Genomic DNA, 17,936 nt, shown 5'->3' with positions numbered 1-17,936 from the left:
CAGAAACTAGGAAGTGGTCAGAAAAACAAAGGATACAAATACAAAACATTAAAGGATAAAAACTATCCTAAAAAACTTCGGACTTTTCTCGTTTCCCTTCGCAAGCATTACCAGGATCAGGTTCAAAAAGGGTATTTCTCAGCCGGTTCCCACTCTCAAAAAATCGGAAAGTATCGAAACCAAGCACCCCTAACGGTTATTTATCAATAGAAGAAAATAGAAAAATTTGACAAGACAATATTCACTACTGGATCGAATTCAGCTGGCTTTAGTTTTATTAGTTCTTGGAAGATACTTAGCTTTCATTTGGCTATATTTGACTTTAGATAGGATATTTTTCTCCCATTCTACAGGAAATTCATCACCGATAAAAAATCGGAACAATCGCTGAATCAGTGAAACTTGTTTCCAATAAACTTTATTTTTTGCATCTTTATATAAGGACTTAAACTTCCGATTTGATAGAAAATTTTTTTTAACATTTGGATATTTTTCCATCATAGTTTCGAATATATATAAAGTATGATCACCTTCATAATATTGTTCGATGACTTTATCCATAACGATATTAGCAGAAACTACATCCTTCGAAAGAAATACCCAGTAAAATATTGAATTAAAATAATATTCACAATACATGATATCATCTGCATTTTTAAGTGCTTCAATGACACGGTCCCTTCCTGAATACAAATCCTGACCAATCAATAAAAATCGACTAATGAAATTATCACCCATCTTCATCATTGTATATAAAATATCAAAATGTTGTTTTGCTTCTCTTTCTGCTTTTTCTTCAGAAATTTCTTCCGCCTTAAAACAAAGCAAACGATAAATTTTTACGAACTCCATAATAGGAACATTTTCTTTATCTATTTGTGATTCTACAGTTTCCATAAAATCAATTTGAGGAAGGTAAGTTTTACTCCTTAATTCATCAAACTTTGATTCAGAAAGTTTGATTTTCATTAAATCAAAAGGTTCTTTGAGATTTGGTTCTAATTCTAAAAGGTTAGGGACAATTATTTGTTCAAAGAAAGGGCAAAACTCCTCTTCTTTTTGAATCGCATCTGTTGTATCAAAGTAAATCCAACCAGCAGAGGGTATGAAATAGTAAATTTCAGAATTTAAAAATCCTTGTTCCAGATAATCAATTAACTCTTCTTTAAATTCTAATTGAATACCAAACGGAGTTTCAAATTCTTCCAATAATTTACGGATAATTGAATTAGGTTTTGTATTTAAAAGTTCTCTTGGAATTTGGAAAAAATCAGCAGCTTCCCATTGAAAATTATCAACCAAAAAATTTTGAAGATTTACGAAGGACCTTGCGGCTATTGCATTAAAGGCTAAAGCATATTTTTCTTCAAACCGATCGCCAGAATAAGATACAATGGCCAACTCAACTTGAATGGGCCCAACCATTGATTGGAACGTAGGAATTTGATTTGCAGCCTCTACTTCATCAATTCTAGTTAAATAGAAAATCGGCATCGCTAGCTGATTGTCTAAAAGATTTTGAACAAGGGAAATCATCGTTTTCCCATATACTTTTAATTCATTTTCTTTGATCGTATCTACGTTTAATTGAAAGGCGAAATAACTTTGATTCAAATCAGGCACACAAAGTTTTCTTAATGTAGAAAGAATTTTTGAAGCTTGATCAGTGATCATCAATTCTCGTTTATGAGAATCTTCTAAAGTTCGCAAAAAGATTGGAGTATATATTTTAAGTTGATCTAACCTTGAGACACCTGATAATCGAAACATTGTCATATAAAAATCCTAGAACATTCATATATGCTAACATTCTATCTTAACTGTAAACAATTATTATTAGAATAATTCTAACAATATAGCAGGAAATAAATAATAGAGTAAAAATCTATCATCATTTTTTATCAGATCTGTTTTATCCGACTTGTCTATTTTACCTCACGGCCTTGTCTGATCATTCTGTTGACATAAACTTGGAGGTCTTGTTTTCCTTTAGGGCCAATTTCTGTAAATTGTACGCCGTAAACTCCTGATTCTTTCGATTTTTTGCCAATTTGTTTGATTACACCTCGAGCCAAAAAGTCTTCCAGGTCCCCTGGAAGTGCCACAAGGATCTCCACCGTTTCATTCATATCCCATTCATCAAAATGATTAGGGGCAATGATCCCAACCCCTCCTAAACTTATGTCACTTGCATTTAAAACATCTAAAAGGGCAGTTCCCATCAGATGGATTTCAACTGGCTCTTTTTCTAGTGGTTGTACTCGGACATGTTTCCGTTTTTCTTGGATGGGTGCCATAGTCCTAATATTCTACAGAAATTCTGACTTGTAAACTAGGAAATAGAACCACCTCCATTTGTTAAGAAAGCATAGACCAATCTCCGATATTTGGTACAATGGGGGCGAAATGAAATTCCGTATTGGTATCCTTTTCCTAACAATCAGCGCAAGCCTCCTTATAAACGTTTCCTTGCAGGCAAAAGTAACTTGTACGGGGGATGCTTGCACCATCCTACCCACAACCATCCAATCCCAAATCAATAGTTTAGACACAGCGCTACAAATCCAATACACAGACAAAGTGCTTGCGACCATGTCAGAGGCCGCTGTCATTTCTAATATCAATTCTTCGATGATGGGTCCAGGAATTGTGAACCGGTTCCAAGTCGGAGCTGGTCTTGCCATTGCTGGTCAACAAAAAGAAGATATCAATGTTGCTTACCAAAATTTGAGTTTTCAGAAACTCCCCAATGTTGGCGCCTCCCTTGCACCTAACTTTGTTGTGGCGGTCAATTTGGGTTGGCTTATGGGAGGGGGACCTTCTGATACAGAACCAGAACTAAAAACCTTCCTTCATAGATTCAATTTATACCTTCACGGATTCAAATTTAACTTTGCTCAAGGTGACGTACAAAAAGCTATCGAAGCACAAAATAAAAATGTAGAGCTTGGGGGAGACATTACCACTGGTGGTTTTACCTTACGATTCCATATCATAGAAAACTATTCCGATGGGATTGGGCTTTTTGAATTCTCAGGGATCTCTATGGGACTTGGGCTCCACTACCAAAGACAAGTCATCGATGTTACCTATAACGACAATAAAACTCAAACCCTGACGTTGGGTCCCGCAATCGGAACCTGGGGGGGTGCCACAACGTTTAACTACTCTAGTACGGTTACCAGTGTCCCTTTGGACATTCGTACAGGATTTAGAATGTTCTATTTCTTCACGATCTTTGCTGGTGCAGGTGCTTCGATGAATTTCGGAAGTTCCTCGCTGAACCTAACAAGGTCAGGTCCTCTCACTTTAGCCTTGGATTCTGCTGCTATCTCCGCATCACTCTCTCCTGAAATTGCAGCCCTCATCCCCGCATCCGCTCTCGGCCAATCCAAAACAGGAACTCTAACGATGGACCTTAGTGGTAAAGCACAAGCACCGAACACCACAAACTTCCTCATTGCAGGGATCGAAATCAATGCTCTCATTACAAAACTAACTGTAGAAGCCATAGTCGCACAGAACGTCCAATCAGTCATGTTGGGAGCAAAATTTTCCTTTTAACTAACGACTACTTGGCACTCTTTTTGCAATTCCGTTAGCGAACGGCTTTTTTAGAACCGGTCTGGGCATTTCCAATCACCGATTGTTCACGTTCTAAGCAGAATGCCGATTTTAAGGGAGAGTTCTATGGCGCAAACTATGCAAGAAATCAAAAAACCCATCCTTCATGTTTCTTGTGTTCCAAGAAAAGACACGACCCTTCTTAAAATTTCCCTTTCCCAGGATGACTTGGGAATCCTTTACCGGGTCACCTCCGTGCTCTACAACCATGGTTGGGAAATTTTAGAAGCAGTAGCAGAAACTGCAAGTGATGGGCATGTCCAAGACCTATTTGTGATTCGCAGTTGGGACGGTGGGGAGATGACAGAAGAACTTTTGAGTCAAATCCGAACCGATCTCTATTCTCTCTTTTACGAAGGAAAAACTGTGGCTATGTATCTGCGCGAGAATGCAAAAGAAGAAGTTTTAGTACGTAAGATTGGAGATTCGGAAGCCACACTTAAACTCTACAATCCCATTTCTTCTGACTTTACGGTTATGGATCTGCGCATGAAAGATACACCGGGAATTCTATTTCAAATTACCGAGTCTCTCTTCCACTTAGGAATTGACATCATTAGTTTTACCGCCAATAGTTTTGACGGCAACATTCGAGATAGTTTTCTTCTCCGCACTTCCCTCACAGGAGAGAAGTTGGATGAAAAAGTAATGTTTCCTATGCTTCGCGCAAAGTTAGAATCTTTTCTTTAAGTTGTTTTTTCTTTTTGCATAAAAAGTAAAATCCCAAATCCAATAAGAAGGATAAAGGAAACAAAAAAGGCCAAACTAGGTCCCTTTTGAAAGTATAACAAAGAGAATACGATAGGAGACACGGCTCTTCCGAGGGATCCAAAACTTCGAAAGAGTCCAAGAGATTTTCCCAAATCACCTTTCCCACTTTCTAGAGAGGCAAAGGAAGAAAGGCCGGGATTGACCAGTGCACTTCCAAAAGCCAAAAAGAATAAAGATATAAAAAGTCCAGTAAAACTTGTTCCAAAACTCACTAGTAGTCCCATTCCGATCACAACAAGAACCGCTCCATAAAGAGAAATTCGTTTTTCCGAAACTTTCCCAGACAATCGACGAACCACACCACCTTGCACCAGTATGATGATGATTCCGATGTATAAAAAAGTGAATCCAATTTCTTTGGGAGAAAATTGAAAACGATCCGATAGGAAAAAATTCACAACAAATTCAAATCCCGAAAAACTAAGAACAAAAAGTAAGTTCAATAGAGAAATACGAACTAAATTGCGAGATTCAATTTTCTTTAAAGAGAGGAAGGGATGGATTTCTTTTTCTGGAACCACTTCTGGTTTGGTCTTTGGTAAAAATACAAACACCAAGATGACTGTCAGTAGAGAGACCAAAATAGCAAAAAGGGCTGAAGCCGGAAAAACAACAGCGCTACCCTCTTCGTGTAAAAAATCTAAAAATGTCCACTGGGAACTGATTCCCCCAAGGAGTGGACCCATGACAAACCCAAGTCCAATCCCAGCACCTAAAAAGCCCATTCCCGCCGCTCTAGACTTTTCATCGGTCTGGTCTGCCATGGCAGCAGAGGCTACAGACAAATTCCCACCCATCATTCCTGTAATCACGCGACTGAGAACAAACATCCAAAACTGAGAAGAAAACAACCAAAGGATGTATCCTAGAGTGTTACCAAGGGTGGTGAAAAGTAAGATAGCACGCCTTCCCGAATGGTCAGAAAACCTTCCCCATACGGGGGCTGCAATAAACTGGAGAAAACTATAGATACTGCCCAGAATTCCACCAAACAATACAAAGGTATACTTGGTATCTCCCCCAAAAGACAAAAGATTTGCTTGCGAATAGAACAATCGGAACAGGGCATCATCGCCTTTCAATAAGAAGAATTCTAAGGTTTTGGGGAACAAAGGAAAGAGGAGGGAAAAACCCATCATGTCCGTAAAAACAATGAGAAATAATATGAATTTGATTCGTTTTGGGGACGTACTCATCTAGGCTAATCTCTAGGGACAAATAAAAAAAGCCACAGAAATCTCTGTGGCTATTTCTTAAATTTTACCGAGAAAAGAGAAAGAACTATTTCGATTTTGCTTTATCAATCAAAACTTTTAGCTCATCTAACGTTTGTTTTAACTTTTCCTTTACCTGAGGTGGGATTGCCGTATCAATTTGTTGGTAAATTGATTGGTAATTTGCCTGAAGTTTAGCAAGTACTTCGTCATAACTTGCGTTTGTTTTTCCAATCGCACCTTGAGCGTCTGTAATTGTTTTGTTTAAAAGGTCACGAATCTTTTGAGACTCAGCCGATTTGTCCAATTCCCCTTTTGATTTTAGATCATTATAAACTTTTTCTAAATCAACAACAGCGGTTTTTAACTTTTCTTCCCCGGAACGAAACAGAGCAATTCCAGCATTCACAACATCCATAACTAATTTTTCCATACAACTTTCCTATAAAGGGAACAGACCCTATTTTTGGATTCCAAGTGTAAGAAAGAAAAGGTGGGATTACAATTAAAAAATTCTAATGGTTCAATTTTCTATGAGACATAGTTAAGCCAAAGACTGGTCTTAACTGTTCTCAATCAGCTTTTTGATTTGGTCTCTGATTTTGGCAGCGGTTTCGTAATCTTCAGTTTTTAATGCGTTTTCCAAAGTTTCTTCCAGAATTTGAAGATTCGATTTTGGTAATGCTTGGATTTTTTTCTCAGAGGAAACGCTTTCGCCTTGGATTTCGTCCTCTTTCATAATGATCCCTGTTTCATCTAACACAGATTTAGCGATAAATATAGGAGCATTGGCACGTAACGCAAGAGCTATGGAATCGGAAGGTCTTGCATCGAGAGTGATGATCTCTTCGTCTTTCCGAAGTTGGATCTTTGCATAAAAGGTACTGTCGATAATTTCTTCGATTGTGATTTTAAGAACTGTCGCACCAAGGGAAGTTAACATATACAACATGAGGTCATGAGTCATGGGTCTTGGAGGTTTGGTTCCATCGATGACGGTAGTAATAGAATGGGTTTCCAGTGGTCCGATAAAGATAGGAACCACACGTTTGTCATCCGAATCCTTAGGACGCAGGAAGACAGCAAAGCCTACATTGGTCAGGCTGATATCAGAGATTTTTACTTCATAAAACTCCATAGAATATCGATTCCTTTCCTGTTTTGTGGGCCCAGAAGGGCTCGAACCTTCGACCCGCAGATTATGAGTCTGCTGCTCTAACCAACTGAGCTATAGGCCCCACTGACTTCCAATCTTTCGGGGAAATAAGTGGAGACAAGCATAAAACTCAAGAGACTACCATTAAAGCGAAAGAAACAGGTTGGATTCAAAGAATTCTGTAAGGTCTTTACGATCAATCTTCCATTGGATCCAGATCCATAAAGCGGGTTTTGAATCCAAACAAATCCATACTTGGTTACGTATGGCGTTTTGGTTTCGGATTTGGTCGGCCTGGAAAACTTGAAAGTTTAGATTTCCGAGAGTCTTCGGGAATGTTTTAGGTTCGATTCCCTTTGTAAATACCGAATCCATCCAAAGTGTTTTATCAATGAATGGTTCACTCCAAGGAAGAGTTCGCACGACCATAAAAAATCCATCACGTTTGGCAGGATAAGCGGTAAGTTTTTTACTCATTGTCGATTCGAGTTTGACTACGACTTGTTCCGGAAAAACAAAAGAAAAACTTCCCCAAACAAAGTTTTGGTTTGGATCTACAAGTGTCTGTGAAAGGATCGGAGAGGTAGAGATTCCTAAACAAAACAGAATCCATACAAACCTTCTCATACCTATGGAACTATTAGACAAACAAACCATCTGGCAAGTCCGAAATTCCTATTTGGGGGTCTATGTTCACTTCCCCTACTGTTTCAAAAAATGTGACTATTGTGATTTTTATTCCGAAGGAATTGGTGCATCTTCAGCTAACGACGAGAAGTCGCTATTTCAATCTTACCAAAAGGAAATTTTAGAAAGGAAGACTCATTTTCCAGAAATTAAAAAACGAACGATCGATACGGTTTTTTTTGGTGGTGGCACTCCTTCCAAGGCCTCTTCTAAGAGTTGGAAAGAACTCCTGGATTTTTTACGCTCCGAATTTGATTTTGCAAGCGATACAGAAATTTCTATCGAAGTGAATCCCGAAGACTTAAATGCGGAGCTTTTAGAGAACTACCATTCGATAGGAATCAACCGAGTGAATGTGGGAGTCCAAACCTTAGAACCAAAAGGATTGGAATTTTTGGGTCGCCATTATGATGCCGAGAGGTATGGAGCTCTTGTCGATGTTCTGACTCATTCTCCCATCAAACGTGCGGGAATTGATTTGATGTATGGAATTCCAGGAGTTTCTAAAGAATCTTTTTATAGAGATTTAAACCTGTTTTTAGAGGCCGGCCTCCCCCATTTAAGTTTGTATTCTTTAACTTTAGAAAAAGGGACAAAGTATTCTCGGGATGTAGCAGACCATAAAAAAAGGGAACCAGAAGAAAACATCCAATCGGAAATTCTTACCAACTTACCTGTGTTATTAAAGGAATATGGTTACCTTTGGTATGAAGTTTCCAATTATGCAAAACCTGGATTTGAATCTAGACACAACCTCAAGTATTGGACCTTTGAACCTTACTTAGGGATTGGGCCTGGGGCTCATGGAATGATCGAAAGACGAAGGTATAGTAATCCCAGAAATTCCAGTTTGTATCAAAGAAAACAAGCTAATACAAAGTATGAACCCATAGATCCGTCTACAGAACTCAGCCTTACCCTGTTTCGGTTGTTTTCTCCTTTTCGGTATTTAGATTTTATAGAAACCTATTTGGATTTAGAAACCCAAATCAAATACATAAGAACCATTGAAAGTTGGGAAAAAAAGGGCTATTGTTCAATAGATGCGGGAGTATTTCAATGGAAACCTGCGGCATTACTCTTGTTAGATGATCTAATCTTAGAAATTTCACTCTAATTTTCTTTGGATACTTTCTTAAAATAATCGTAAAAAAAGATTGCCCACAGACCCCTGTCGAAAAATACTGTTCGTATCCCGGGCCTGTAGCTCAGTTGGTTAGAGCACTCGCTTGATAAGCGAGGGGTCACAAGTTCAAATCTTGTCAGGCCCATAAAGATACGGGGCGTTAGCTCAGCTGGGAGAGCATCTGATTTGCATTCAGAAGGTCATCGGTTCGATCCCGATACGCTCCAAAAACCCGTTTTCACCACGTAATCCTCCTAAAAATTTCTTGCTATCTCGCCCAATTCCTATAAACCGATAGGAGTCATGTCCGTAAAAGATATTCTAAAAGACAAAGCGTCCTCCGTTCTTTCCATCGAAGAAGATAGAAATGTATTGGAAGCCACCCAAATGATGGTTGGTGCCAAAGTCGGATCTCTCATTGTTACCTTCCAAGGAAAACTAGTGGGAATTTTTACGGAAAGAGATTTGATGCGAGTCGTTGCCAAAGACCATGTCAACTTAGAAAAAATCAAATTGAAAGACGTGATGACAACTCAGCTCACGGTAGCTGGTCCCGATGAAGATGTGGACGCTATTTTAAATAATATGATCACAAAACGATTCCGTCATATGCCAGTCCTTGATGGTGACAAAATCATTGGACTTATCTCCATTGGAGATGCGGTGAAAACAAAACTCACAAGAACGGAAGCGGAGATGAATATACTCAGAGAGTATATGTACGGGCCACACTAAAACAAACGATTTTCTGTTAACCTATGAATCGTTTTTTCTAAAACGATTTCTAAATTTTTCGTATCTTCCCTGTTATAAGCAATCAGTTTATCCAATGCCTCCATATTGTTGGTCCTTTGGTATTCAAACCAAAGAAGTGGGGCTTGTCTTCCATCCATTCCTGCTATCTCATCGGGACGCACAAGCCCCAGTTGCACTTCTGATTTTTTAAGGCCCCCTTTGATTCCAATCGAATGCAAAAGATTCATCAAATCCAGTTGTGGGTTTTTCACTCGGTAACGAAATTCCCTTTCTAAAAAAGGAACATCAAATCGTTTCCCGTTGTAAGTGACAAGGATGTCATCACTTGCGATCGAATCAAAAAGAAACTCGAGGTCTTTTCCCCTTTCAAAGGTTTGCATCCTATGATTTTGGTAAATACTTACCACGGTGGTCACAGAAGATTCAGAAATTCCTGTCGTTTCAATATCCAAAAAACAAAATCGTTCGGGGAAGTTTTGCCATAACCTCCAATACTCTAAACTTGGAAGTTCGTCGGTAAAAAAACTAAAATTGGCTTCGGAGAGTTGGCCTTCCAATTCTTCAAGTCGTTCTAATAAAATAGAAACAGAAGGAAGGAGAGGATCGTTTTTTTGTTTTTGGTATTGGAGGAGAGACTCCCAATCATACACTCCCACACCAAACAGTTGTTTTTCTTTTTTTTCTCCAATCCCAGGAAATAGTTGGAGGCTTGACTTTAAATGAGATCCGTACATTCTCTCCACCTAGAAAGGCCTTCTTTCATCCGATCTTCCCTCTCTCCAAATCCTATTCTGATAAATCCTTCTTCCTCAAAATTAATTCCGGGCAAAACAAAGACTCCTGTTTTTTCAAAGAGTTTGTCCGCATACACTTCTGACGAAATTCCAGGTTCTAATTCTAACCAACCCACAAGTCCCCCTGCCGGTGCTGTAAAGGATTTGGTATGAGGAAGGTCTTTCCAAATCAAATCAAACATTCGAATGTTCTCTCGCACTCTTGATTGGATTTTTGGAAGAAAATTCTCCTTCGATTCTAAAAGAGCCAGTGCGATCCGTTCGGAGAGCGGAGAGACTGTATGGGTTAGGTAGTCTTTAAAAGACCGAGCACGTTTGAGAAAAGATTCCTCGGCCACAAGCCAACCTACCCGAAGTCCTGTGGCTCCAAAACATTTGGTAAAGGAGCCTGTTCCGTAAAAAGAATGTTTGGGATCCACACCCGTTCTCCCTAGACTACCACTGTCTGGTAAAAACCGATAGTGTTCATCAAAGAGGACTGTTTTCTTTTGTTCTCGGAAATGAGATAAAAGTGTAGTCCATTCGGAATCGGCAAAGGTCTTTCCTGTTGGATTGTGCGGGTGGTTGATGATGTATAAATCGGCCCGTGTCTCCTTCCAAGTATCTGCAAGGAAAGCCTTGTCGTGGGGAACTTTGATGATCTCTGCCCCAAGCATTTTTGGAATTTCGTAGAGGGCTTGGAAGGCAGGCCAAATCAGGGCGACTTTTGCTTTCGGTGGCAAGGCGACATGGAAAGCTAAGTACAAGGCCTCACCCGTTCCCGTTGTGACGAGTACCTGTTCGGGAGAAACACCGGGATACAGTGCAGCGATGGCCTGGCGGAGGGCAAAGGAACCTTGGTTTGGCGAATCGTTCATTGGAATTTCGGCAAGATCTTTCCAAGAAATTTGTCCCATAGCCATCAACTCTTCCAAAAGGAAATGACCAAGCCCACTCTCTCCTAAATTGCAAAATGCTTTCAGGCGGAATCGTTCCAACCTGTCTTCTATGAAAAATTCTCTAGGTTCCAAAATTGATTTCCAGACTGCTTAGCTTCAAAAGATTAGTATGTAAGCTATGTTGAAACCAGAAGACAATATCCTATCTTGGACGAAATCACCTTTTTCATCGGAAATCCAGAATGAAGCCAAAAAGGCTTACGAAGATTGGAAGGCTGGCATCAGTTCCGAACTTGTCGATGCCTTTGCCGTTCCACTTACGTTTGGAACCGGCGGAATTCGGGGAAAGATTGGAAATGGAATCGGCAAAATGAACCTCTATACAGTGGGACGTGCCGCTCTCGGTTTTATCAGTTACTTAAGAGATACAAAAGAAAATGCCTCCATCGTCATTGCTTACGATTCGAGAAGGCTTTCTAGAGAATTTGCAGAACTCTCTGCCGGCATTGCGGCCAAACTTGGAGTTAAGGTTTACATTTTTCCTAAGGTAACTCCAACCCCCCTTCTCTCTTATGCGATTCGTTATTACAAAGCAAGCGGTGGGATTGTGATCACAGCTTCCCACAACCCGCCAGAATACAATGGATTCAAGGCCTATCTTGCGGATGGGGGACAACTCGTTCCTCCAGATGATTCCCTCATCATCGGAAGAATTAGTAATATCCACGATTGGACTTCGATCCCCCTTGTTAAAAAAACAGACAAAGATTATAAAAAATTTGTGAAACCGGTGGGTCCCGTTGTATTTAAAACTTATTTAAAGGAATTAAAACAAGCAGGCATTCTTTCTTCAGTAAAACCTAAAACCAGAAATGACTTAGGAATCGTATATTCGCCGTTACACGGAACTGGTGGAGACTATATGAAAGAAATGTTAAATTTCTTTGGATACAAATCTGTATTCCTTGTTCCTGAACAAAAAAAACCAGACGGAGAATTTCCGACGGTTAAGTATCCAAACCCAGAAGAAAAAGAAGCTCTCGCCTTATGTGAGTTTTACGCCAAAAAGAAAAAGGCTGCCACCTTTATTGCCACAGATCCCGATGCGGACAGACTTGGCGTGGGAGTTCGTCGTTTGGATGGTGAATATGAATACCTAAATGGAAACCAAATTGGATCCATAATGGCAGCTTACCTTTCGGAAAGAAAAAAGTCGAAAACCAAAACCTACCATTTGGTAAAGACAATTGTGACGACGGACCTACAGGAAGCGATTGCCAAAAAAAATGGAATCAAAATCAAAAACGTTCTGACGGGATTCAAATACATCGCGGAAGAGATGAAACAAATTGAATCAAAAAAGAACCACATATTCTTGTTTGGTGGCGAAGAGTCCTACGGATACTTACCCGTACCATTTGTTCGGGACAAAGACTCGTTATCGAGTGCCTTACTATTTGTGGAGATTCTTGCGGAAAAAGGGGACCTACTTTCTTATTTAGAATCCATCTATTTAAAATACGGATTGTATCGAGAGAGTTTGTATTCCTTGACTCTAGAAGGAAGTTCAGGACAAGACAAAATCAAAAAGGCCATAGAAACTCTGCGTACAGAAAACCTAATCGGAAAAACCATTGGTGGTCGAAAGGTAGTCGGAGTTCTTGATTACGAAATCCAAAAAGCACAAGGAAAATCTAAGGCAACAGCATTTAAAGGGATGCCTAAATCCAATGTCATCCAAGTGGAGTTGGAAGGAAATGCAAAACTCACCATTCGTCCTTCGGGAACAGAACCTAAGGTAAAAGTATATTCTAGTTTTGCCTCACTTAAAAAACCAAAAAAACAAACCGAGATCCCATCCCTTTGGGAATCTTTAGGGAAAGAAATTTCCCTAGCAGAAACAGAATTTTTACAACTGGCAGGACTAAAATGAGTAACGAAACCAAAACCAAATTTGAAGAAATCAAAAAACTTTCTGATAAATACCTACTAAATACTTACAACCGCTACCCCATTTCCTTTTCTTATGGCGTCGGGGAGATGATCTTCGATCAAGATAACAAAGGTTATATTGATTTTCTTGCAGGAATCGCGGTATCCAATTTGGGTCATGGGGAAGCAGATTTAATTGAAGCGATGCGTAACCAAATGGATCGAATCCTTCATTCGTCTAACCTCTATTACTCAGAAGAACAAGCAAAACTTGCCGAAGTCATTATCGAAAATAGCATTCCTGGAAAAGTATTTTTATGTAATTCGGGCACGGAAGCAAACGAAGCTGCCTTCAAACTCATGCGTAGGCACGGGGTGAAAAAAAATATCGATAAACCTGTCATTCTTGCACTCCACTCTAGTTTTCATGGCAGAACCCTTTCTGCGATGACGATGACTGGTAATGATGCAGTTCGGAATGGGTTTGGGGAGCTTGCATCCGATGTTTACTTTGTTGAAGCCAATAACGAAGACTCCCTTATGCAAGCCTTCGAACAATACGGCGACTCCGTTGCCGGTATCATTATGGAGCTTATCATCGGGGAAGGTGGAGTCATCCCTCTTAGCCAATCCTTTGTCAACTTAGCGCGTAAACTCACAGAAGAAACAGACTCCCTACTCGTTTTCGATGAAATCCAAACAGGTATGGGACGAACAGGAAAAATGTTTTGTTTTGAACATTACGGAATGTATCCTGATGCCTTCACTCTTGCCAAAGCACTCGGTTCCGGATTTCCGATCGGAGCTCTCGTGGTTGCGAAAGAATACGAAACCGTTCTCGAACGAGGAATGCATGGATCTACATTTGGCGGAAACCATTTGGCTTGTGTGGCAGCTTACGAAACATTCAAAATCATTTTGTCTCGTAACCTACTGGATCATGTTTCTACCATTTCAGAACAGATGTTTGGCAGATTAAAAGCTATGATGGAATCCACTGGCAAAATCAAACAAGTGAGAGGACGTGGTTTACACATTGGTGTGGAATTGTATTCCGAATCAAGACCCGTTGTCGAAGAATGTTTAAAACGAGGCCTTGTTGTGAATAGCACCGCAGGAAATGTAATTAGAATTATACCTCCACTCATTCTTAGCATAGAAAAAGCTTCAGAGGGATTGGATATTTTAGAATCAGTATTAAAGGATATGAAATGAAAAAAGTAGCAGTACTTTCTGGAGACGGGATCGGACCCGAAGTAATGGATGTGGCCTTATCTGTGGTCAAAAAAGCATTAGGGAATCAATCATCCGGATTCACCTTTGAACATGCATTAGTTGGTGGAGCAGCCATTGATGCTACAGGATTTCCACTTCCCGAAGAAACTTTGAAACTTTGTGAATCCTCTAGTGCGATATTTTTTGGATCGGTCGGTGGACCGAAATGGGAAACACTCCCTCCAGAGAGACAACCAGAGCGCGGTGCCCTACTCCCTTTACGTAAACATTTTGATTTATTTGCAAACCTAAGGCCCGCGATCATCTATCCGGAACTAAAAAAAGCAAGTCCGATCCGAGGGGACATCATCGGTGATGGACTAGATATTTTAATCCTAAGAGAACTCACTTCTGGAATCTATTTTGGAAAACCCAAAGGGAGGGAAGGAAGTGGGCCAGAAGAATTTGCCTTCGACACGATGAGATACTCTCGCCGCGAGATCGAACGAATCGCACGTACTGCTTTTGATGCCGCAAGAAAACGAAATAAAAAAGTCACAAGCATTGATAAAGCAAATGTTCTCACCACTTCTGTGCTCTGGCGAGAAGTCGTTGTGGCACTTCATAAAGCAGAATACTCGGATTGTATTTTGGAACACCTCTACGTAGACAATGCAGCGATGCAACTCATCGTAAAACCAAAACAGTTTGATGTGATGCTCTGCGAAAATATGTTCGGAGATATCCTATCGGATGAAGCGTCCATCATCACAGGATCCATTGGAATGTTACCATCCGCTTCGCTCTCCGAATCCGGATTTGGTCTCTATGAACCATCAGGCGGATCTGCTCCTGACATTGCAGGCAAAGGAATTGCAAACCCTATTGCACAAATCCTGTCGGGAGCCCTAATGCTCCGGTACTCTTTTGGATTGGAATCGGAGGCCGTAGCCATTGAAAATGCCATTCGAACGGTTCTAAAGAAGGGATTTCGTACGAGAGATATTGCCGAAGAAGGCACAACCGTCCTCGGTACAAAAGAAATTGGTGTTGAAATCGAAAAGGCACTTGGATAAACTACGGAGAACATCATGCAAGCAGGCATCGGACCGACAGGCAGACCTTATCAGATTCTCATAGCAGAGAATTCCAAATTCCAATCCAAACAACTCCAACAGATTTTGGAATCAGAAGGTTTCAAAATCATCGGAGTTGCCGAAACCGGAAAAGAACTTTTACAAATGTATAAAGACAACCGCCAGCAGATTGATCTTGTTACCATTGAAATTTTTCTTCCTGAGGTAGATGGATATGCTGCATTCTGGGATATGAAAGAAATGGGTGTACTTCCAAGGATTCTTTTCATTTCCGAAGAAAATACACCTTCGGTGATCAAAGCCCTTCTCGAAAATGGAGCAATGGACTATATTGTAAAACCCATCAAACGAGAAAAAATCCTAGAAAAAATCAAAGAAACTCTTCTCAAGATTCCCAAAGTATAAAGTTTAAATTTCGACCCTCTTCTTTGGCTCTATGGCTAAAGTAAAGAGGGCTTTGGAAAACATTGATATGGGAATTTTTGATTCCATTTAAATTTCGAAACCTCTCCCGCACTTTCATTTCAATCGCAAGACCCACATCCAATAAAAACTTTCCATTTCCTTTTGGAAAACAAACTGCTTCCCCTAATGAAAGAAAATGTCTAGCTACATCTTCGCCCACTTCATAATCACCACCTTGAATATAAGGTCCGATTTCCATTTGGAGCTCTGCTAAATCATAACCCTTACTTACTACTTCATCCAACAATCGTTCCGTGATTCCTAAACTCGTTCCTTTCCAACCAGAGTGAACTACCGCAACAAATGGTCGTTTGTTGGAATAGAGAAACACTGGAACACAATCAGCCGTGCGAACGACAAGTAGGGTATTTGGTATTTCCGTATACAATCCATCTCCTGCAAATAGCGGAAAGGAAACATTAGTTTCCAAATCAGAGGAAATCGAATGGATGACATCCCCATGAACTTGATTAAGCATCACAATCTTATTTGAAAGATCATTCCATTCCCCTTTTGCCCAATCTTTTATATAACCTACCCATCCTTCTGGCGTTTTGGGGAAGGTCGGATATTTTTCTTTCAAATCATCTAAACTTTGTTTGCCGACAGTTCCGTAGGTGACTTTACCGAAGGTGGTGGAAATGGCTTGTAAAAACTCCATTAGTTCTGCCCAAAAGATTTTGATTGGTTGGGATCCCAATGGTTTGACTGGAAGGTACCAAACAAATCATCACAATTCCAATCAGGCCGAACACAAAGGTGTTTGAATTTAATAGGATCATAATTCCAAACATAAAAACGAATTGGAATGCCTCTCCAAGTGTATTGAATATGTGGTAACGTAACTCCATGTAGGCGATTATCAAGGAGAATATCAATCTTACGATCGCTTAAATCTTTTTTCTCTAGTTCGCTTTCATGGCCAATCCTACCACGAGTTTCAATTTTTTTCTTAGCAAATTCTCTATCAGTCAATCCCGATTCGGCTTCAAAGGCAAAAGAAGGACGTAAAAAATAAACAAAATGTGCCTGCGCACCAAAGAAGGCAACGCGAAAATCAGAGAGTGCACCCAAGTCATAACCATCAGTTTGAATTAGATGGTCTTCATAAAACATCCGTTCTTCGACGATCCCGTGCCAATCAGCAATCCGAGTTCCTTTGATTTTTAAAGGATCGGTATACACAGCCGTCGATAAAATAAAGAAAAAGGAAACCAGAAGACGATTTTTTATATAAAGCGAAGTAACCAATGAGGATCGATTGGACTCAATTTGTGAATGTAAATCCCATTCGTTGATTTGCACAAAGGCCAAATAAGAGAGATACGGCAAAATGGGAATCCAAAAACGATTTCCCATAAAATCCCCCCCGACATACAAAACATAAAGAATATATAATAAAACCGAAGAGAGAAGGAACCGAAGTTCCTTTTTATACCGTAGAGATTTAACAATTTGAATCCCAGCAATCAAAAAAATTAAAAGGTACAATGGGTAAGATTGAATGAAATAAAGGAAATAATAGATCCCCTGTAAAAAATAAGCACCTTTGTTTCCTTTAGCATAGAAGGTATTGGGAAGTATGTCTTGGTAGTAAAAATAACGAAAGCCAAGGAAACATAAAAACAAAAATCCAAATATAAAGGGTTTCCAATACTTTTTACGAAAGATCCAGTTCAAAGAAACTAGAAATAAAAAGAGTGCCCCTTCCGGTCGAACCAGTGCCGAAAGAAAAAAGATGGGGAAAAGAAAATCATTTTCCTTTTCCCATAACAGCAATCCGAAACAGATTAAAAAAGTGAATAGAGAGGTCTCTAGACCTGAAGTTGCAAAAATAAAGAGATGATAAAAAACTGCTAAATGAACAACAAGAAGAGGATAAACTTTTCCGAGTGAAATCCGATTCTCTTCTCTAAAAAAAACCAAAAGGGTAGACAGATAAAAGAAAATCCCAGTTCCAACTGACAGAGTTTGTGGTTTAATTCCCAAACTTCCACCTAACGATAAAAATACGGTCCAGAGAAAATTTGTATATCCTTCCACTCTTTCGCCCAAATGGAAAACAAGGCCTAAACCTTCGGAGAAATTTCTTGCATACACAAAACTAATATATGCATCATCACAAATCCATTTCCACTTGTAGGCTTGGTAAAAACCAAACACAAAAAAAACGAAAGAAAGAATATAAAAGGAAGGTAAATTCCGCTTGAAAAATAACATA

At 39.7% G+C, this 17,936-nt stretch carries 18 protein-coding genes and 3 tRNA genes; 10 read left to right on the top strand and 11 right to left on the bottom strand.

The annotated features are described in order from the left end of the window. Positions 1 to 258: 258 nt before the first annotated feature. Together JWG40_RS03390 and JWG40_RS03385 are read right to left on the bottom strand one after the other, a co-directional pair. Positions 259 to 1,776, bottom strand: coding sequence for a hypothetical protein (locus tag JWG40_RS03390; protein WP_205284447.1), 1,518 nt, complete (start codon positions 1,774 to 1,776; stop codon positions 259 to 261). Positions 1,777 to 1,925: 149 nt separating this feature from the next. After that, positions 1,926 to 2,297 (bottom strand): PilZ domain-containing protein, encoded by a 372-nt coding sequence (locus tag JWG40_RS03385; RefSeq protein WP_205284446.1) that lies wholly within the window; start codon positions 2,295 to 2,297, stop codon positions 1,926 to 1,928. A gap of 109 nt (positions 2,298 to 2,406) precedes the next feature. Here JWG40_RS03385 and JWG40_RS03380 point away from each other — a divergent pair, with 109 nt between their 5' ends. Both JWG40_RS03380 and JWG40_RS03375 read left to right on the top strand, forming a co-directional pair. Continuing rightward, the gene (locus JWG40_RS03380; protein ID WP_205284445.1) at positions 2,407 to 3,564 is read left to right on the top strand and encodes an Lsa36 family surface (lipo)protein; all 1,158 of its coding nucleotides are present in this window, start codon (positions 2,407 to 2,409) and stop codon (positions 3,562 to 3,564) included. Positions 3,565 to 3,690: 126 nt separating this feature from the next. Beyond that, entirely contained in the window at positions 3,691 to 4,314 is a 624-nt protein-coding gene (locus tag JWG40_RS03375; protein WP_205284444.1) for a hypothetical protein, read from the top strand. Here the strand turns inward: JWG40_RS03375 and JWG40_RS03370 are convergent. The 5 genes from JWG40_RS03370 to JWG40_RS03350 all read right to left on the bottom strand — a co-directional run bounded on the left by JWG40_RS03370 (position 4,311) and on the right by JWG40_RS03350 (position 7,392). Beyond that, positions 4,311 to 5,591 (bottom strand): MFS transporter, encoded by a 1,281-nt coding sequence (locus JWG40_RS03370; RefSeq protein WP_205284443.1) that lies wholly within the window; start codon positions 5,589 to 5,591, stop codon positions 4,311 to 4,313. The two genes, JWG40_RS03375 and JWG40_RS03370, sit on opposite strands and share 4 nt — an antisense overlap. Positions 5,592 to 5,676: 85 nt before the next feature. Further along, the gene (locus JWG40_RS03365) at positions 5,677 to 6,042 is read right to left on the bottom strand and encodes a phasin-related domain-containing protein (protein WP_205284442.1); all 366 of its coding nucleotides are present in this window, start codon (positions 6,040 to 6,042) and stop codon (positions 5,677 to 5,679) included. Between the two features lie 129 nt (positions 6,043 to 6,171). Further along, entirely contained in the window at positions 6,172 to 6,747 is a 576-nt protein-coding gene (locus JWG40_RS03360) for a bifunctional nuclease family protein (protein ID WP_205284441.1), read from the bottom strand. Between the two features lie 26 nt (positions 6,748 to 6,773). Continuing rightward, positions 6,774 to 6,847, bottom strand: a tRNA-Ile gene (locus JWG40_RS03355). Between the two features lie 62 nt (positions 6,848 to 6,909). Beyond that, positions 6,910 to 7,392: a hypothetical protein gene (locus JWG40_RS03350; protein ID WP_205284440.1), complete on the bottom strand. Its 483-nt coding sequence runs from the start codon at positions 7,390 to 7,392 to the stop codon at positions 6,910 to 6,912. Between the two features lie 4 nt (positions 7,393 to 7,396). Between JWG40_RS03350 and hemW the strand changes: the two genes are divergently transcribed. The 4 genes from hemW (at position 7,397) to JWG40_RS03330 (ending at position 9,313) form a co-directional block, all read left to right on the top strand. Next, on the top strand, positions 7,397 to 8,569 hold the full coding sequence (gene hemW, locus JWG40_RS03345) for a radical SAM family heme chaperone HemW (RefSeq protein ID WP_205284439.1): 1,173 nt from the start codon (positions 7,397 to 7,399) through the stop codon (positions 8,567 to 8,569). Between the two features lie 80 nt (positions 8,570 to 8,649). Continuing rightward, positions 8,650 to 8,723 (top strand) — tRNA-Ile (locus tag JWG40_RS03340). A gap of 9 nt (positions 8,724 to 8,732) precedes the next feature. After that, positions 8,733 to 8,805: transfer RNA gene (locus tag JWG40_RS03335), tRNA-Ala, on the top strand. 76 nt (positions 8,806 to 8,881) lie between these two features. Continuing rightward, on the top strand, positions 8,882 to 9,313 hold the full coding sequence (locus JWG40_RS03330) for a CBS domain-containing protein (protein WP_205284438.1): 432 nt from the start codon (positions 8,882 to 8,884) through the stop codon (positions 9,311 to 9,313). On the opposite strand, the gene JWG40_RS03325 is transcribed toward JWG40_RS03330, so the two are convergent. Continuing rightward, positions 9,310 to 10,068: a ribonuclease H-like domain-containing protein gene (locus JWG40_RS03325; RefSeq protein ID WP_205284437.1), complete on the bottom strand. Its 759-nt coding sequence runs from the start codon at positions 10,066 to 10,068 to the stop codon at positions 9,310 to 9,312. The genes JWG40_RS03330 and JWG40_RS03325 overlap by 4 nt on opposite strands. Continuing rightward, positions 10,050 to 11,138 carry a pyridoxal phosphate-dependent aminotransferase gene (locus JWG40_RS03320; RefSeq protein ID WP_205284436.1) on the bottom strand — a complete coding sequence of 363 codons (1,089 nt, stop codon included), beginning with the start codon at positions 11,136 to 11,138 and terminating at the stop codon, positions 10,050 to 10,052. Before JWG40_RS03320 ends, JWG40_RS03325 begins: the two co-directional genes overlap by 19 nt. A gap of 46 nt (positions 11,139 to 11,184) precedes the next feature. Here JWG40_RS03320 and JWG40_RS03315 point away from each other — a divergent pair, with 46 nt between their 5' ends. From JWG40_RS03315 to JWG40_RS03300, 4 genes are read left to right on the top strand one after another with little or no spacing between them, the layout of a single operon-like run. Next, entirely contained in the window at positions 11,185 to 12,939 is a 1,755-nt protein-coding gene (locus tag JWG40_RS03315; RefSeq protein WP_205284435.1) for a phospho-sugar mutase, read from the top strand. Further along, on the top strand, positions 12,936 to 14,153 hold the full coding sequence (locus JWG40_RS03310; protein ID WP_205284434.1) for an aspartate aminotransferase family protein: 1,218 nt from the start codon (positions 12,936 to 12,938) through the stop codon (positions 14,151 to 14,153). Before JWG40_RS03315 ends, JWG40_RS03310 begins: the two co-directional genes overlap by 4 nt. Continuing rightward, entirely contained in the window at positions 14,150 to 15,229 is a 1,080-nt protein-coding gene (gene leuB, locus JWG40_RS03305) for a 3-isopropylmalate dehydrogenase (protein WP_205284433.1), read from the top strand. The genes JWG40_RS03310 and leuB overlap by 4 nt, the downstream gene beginning before the upstream one ends. 15 nt (positions 15,230 to 15,244) lie before the next feature. Next, entirely contained in the window at positions 15,245 to 15,655 is a 411-nt protein-coding gene (locus JWG40_RS03300) for a response regulator (protein ID WP_135599893.1), read from the top strand. Here the strand turns inward: JWG40_RS03300 and JWG40_RS03295 are convergent. Together JWG40_RS03295 and JWG40_RS03290 are read right to left on the bottom strand one after the other, a co-directional pair. Then, positions 15,636 to 16,376: a purine nucleoside phosphorylase YfiH/LACC1 family protein gene (locus tag JWG40_RS03295; protein WP_205284432.1), complete on the bottom strand. Its 741-nt coding sequence runs from the start codon at positions 16,374 to 16,376 to the stop codon at positions 15,636 to 15,638. The two genes, JWG40_RS03300 and JWG40_RS03295, sit on opposite strands and share 20 nt — an antisense overlap. Continuing rightward, positions 16,376 to 17,935, bottom strand: a complete 1,560-nt coding sequence (locus JWG40_RS03290; RefSeq protein ID WP_205284431.1) for a hypothetical protein — start codon at positions 17,933 to 17,935, stop codon at positions 16,376 to 16,378. The genes JWG40_RS03295 and JWG40_RS03290 overlap by 1 nt, the downstream gene beginning before the upstream one ends. Position 17,936 lies beyond the last annotated feature (1 nt).

This window comes from Leptospira abararensis, assembly GCF_016918735.1.
In the GTDB taxonomy this organism is placed as follows: domain Bacteria; phylum Spirochaetota; class Leptospiria; order Leptospirales; family Leptospiraceae; genus Leptospira_A; species Leptospira_A abararensis.
Note: the sequence above shows the minus strand (reverse complement) of the source record. Positions and strands in the feature narration are given on the sequence as shown.

What these genes read in the sequence shown, in the direction of transcription:
- JWG40_RS03390 (WP_205284447.1), bottom strand. Translation starts at nt 1,776, where the DNA reads ATGACAATGTTTCGATTATCAGGTGTCTCAAGGTTAGATCAACTTAAA.
- JWG40_RS03385 (WP_205284446.1), bottom strand. Translation starts at nt 2,297, where the DNA reads ATGGCACCCATCCAAGAAAAACGGAAACATGTCCGAGTACAACCACTA.
- JWG40_RS03380 (WP_205284445.1), top strand. Translation starts at nt 2,407, where the DNA reads ATGAAATTCCGTATTGGTATCCTTTTCCTAACAATCAGCGCAAGCCTC.
- JWG40_RS03375 (WP_205284444.1), top strand. Translation starts at nt 3,691, where the DNA reads ATGGCGCAAACTATGCAAGAAATCAAAAAACCCATCCTTCATGTTTCT.
- JWG40_RS03370 (WP_205284443.1), bottom strand. Translation starts at nt 5,591, where the DNA reads ATGAGTACGTCCCCAAAACGAATCAAATTCATATTATTTCTCATTGTT.
- JWG40_RS03365 (WP_205284442.1), bottom strand. Translation starts at nt 6,042, where the DNA reads ATGGAAAAATTAGTTATGGATGTTGTGAATGCTGGAATTGCTCTGTTT.
- JWG40_RS03360 (WP_205284441.1), bottom strand. Translation starts at nt 6,747, where the DNA reads ATGGAGTTTTATGAAGTAAAAATCTCTGATATCAGCCTGACCAATGTA.
- JWG40_RS03350 (WP_205284440.1), bottom strand. Translation starts at nt 7,392, where the DNA reads ATGAGAAGGTTTGTATGGATTCTGTTTTGTTTAGGAATCTCTACCTCT.
- hemW (WP_205284439.1), top strand. Translation starts at nt 7,397, where the DNA reads ATGGAACTATTAGACAAACAAACCATCTGGCAAGTCCGAAATTCCTAT.
- JWG40_RS03330 (WP_205284438.1), top strand. Translation starts at nt 8,882, where the DNA reads ATGTCCGTAAAAGATATTCTAAAAGACAAAGCGTCCTCCGTTCTTTCC.
- JWG40_RS03325 (WP_205284437.1), bottom strand. Translation starts at nt 10,068, where the DNA reads ATGTACGGATCTCATTTAAAGTCAAGCCTCCAACTATTTCCTGGGATT.
- JWG40_RS03315 (WP_205284435.1), top strand. Translation starts at nt 11,185, where the DNA reads ATGTTGAAACCAGAAGACAATATCCTATCTTGGACGAAATCACCTTTT.
- JWG40_RS03310 (WP_205284434.1), top strand. Translation starts at nt 12,936, where the DNA reads ATGAGTAACGAAACCAAAACCAAATTTGAAGAAATCAAAAAACTTTCT.
- leuB (WP_205284433.1), top strand. Translation starts at nt 14,150, where the DNA reads ATGAAAAAAGTAGCAGTACTTTCTGGAGACGGGATCGGACCCGAAGTA.
- JWG40_RS03300 (WP_135599893.1), top strand. Translation starts at nt 15,245, where the DNA reads ATGCAAGCAGGCATCGGACCGACAGGCAGACCTTATCAGATTCTCATA.
- JWG40_RS03295 (WP_205284432.1), bottom strand. Translation starts at nt 16,376, where the DNA reads ATGGAGTTTTTACAAGCCATTTCCACCACCTTCGGTAAAGTCACCTAC.
- JWG40_RS03290 (WP_205284431.1), bottom strand. Translation starts at nt 17,935, where the DNA reads ATGTTATTTTTCAAGCGGAATTTACCTTCCTTTTATATTCTTTCTTTC.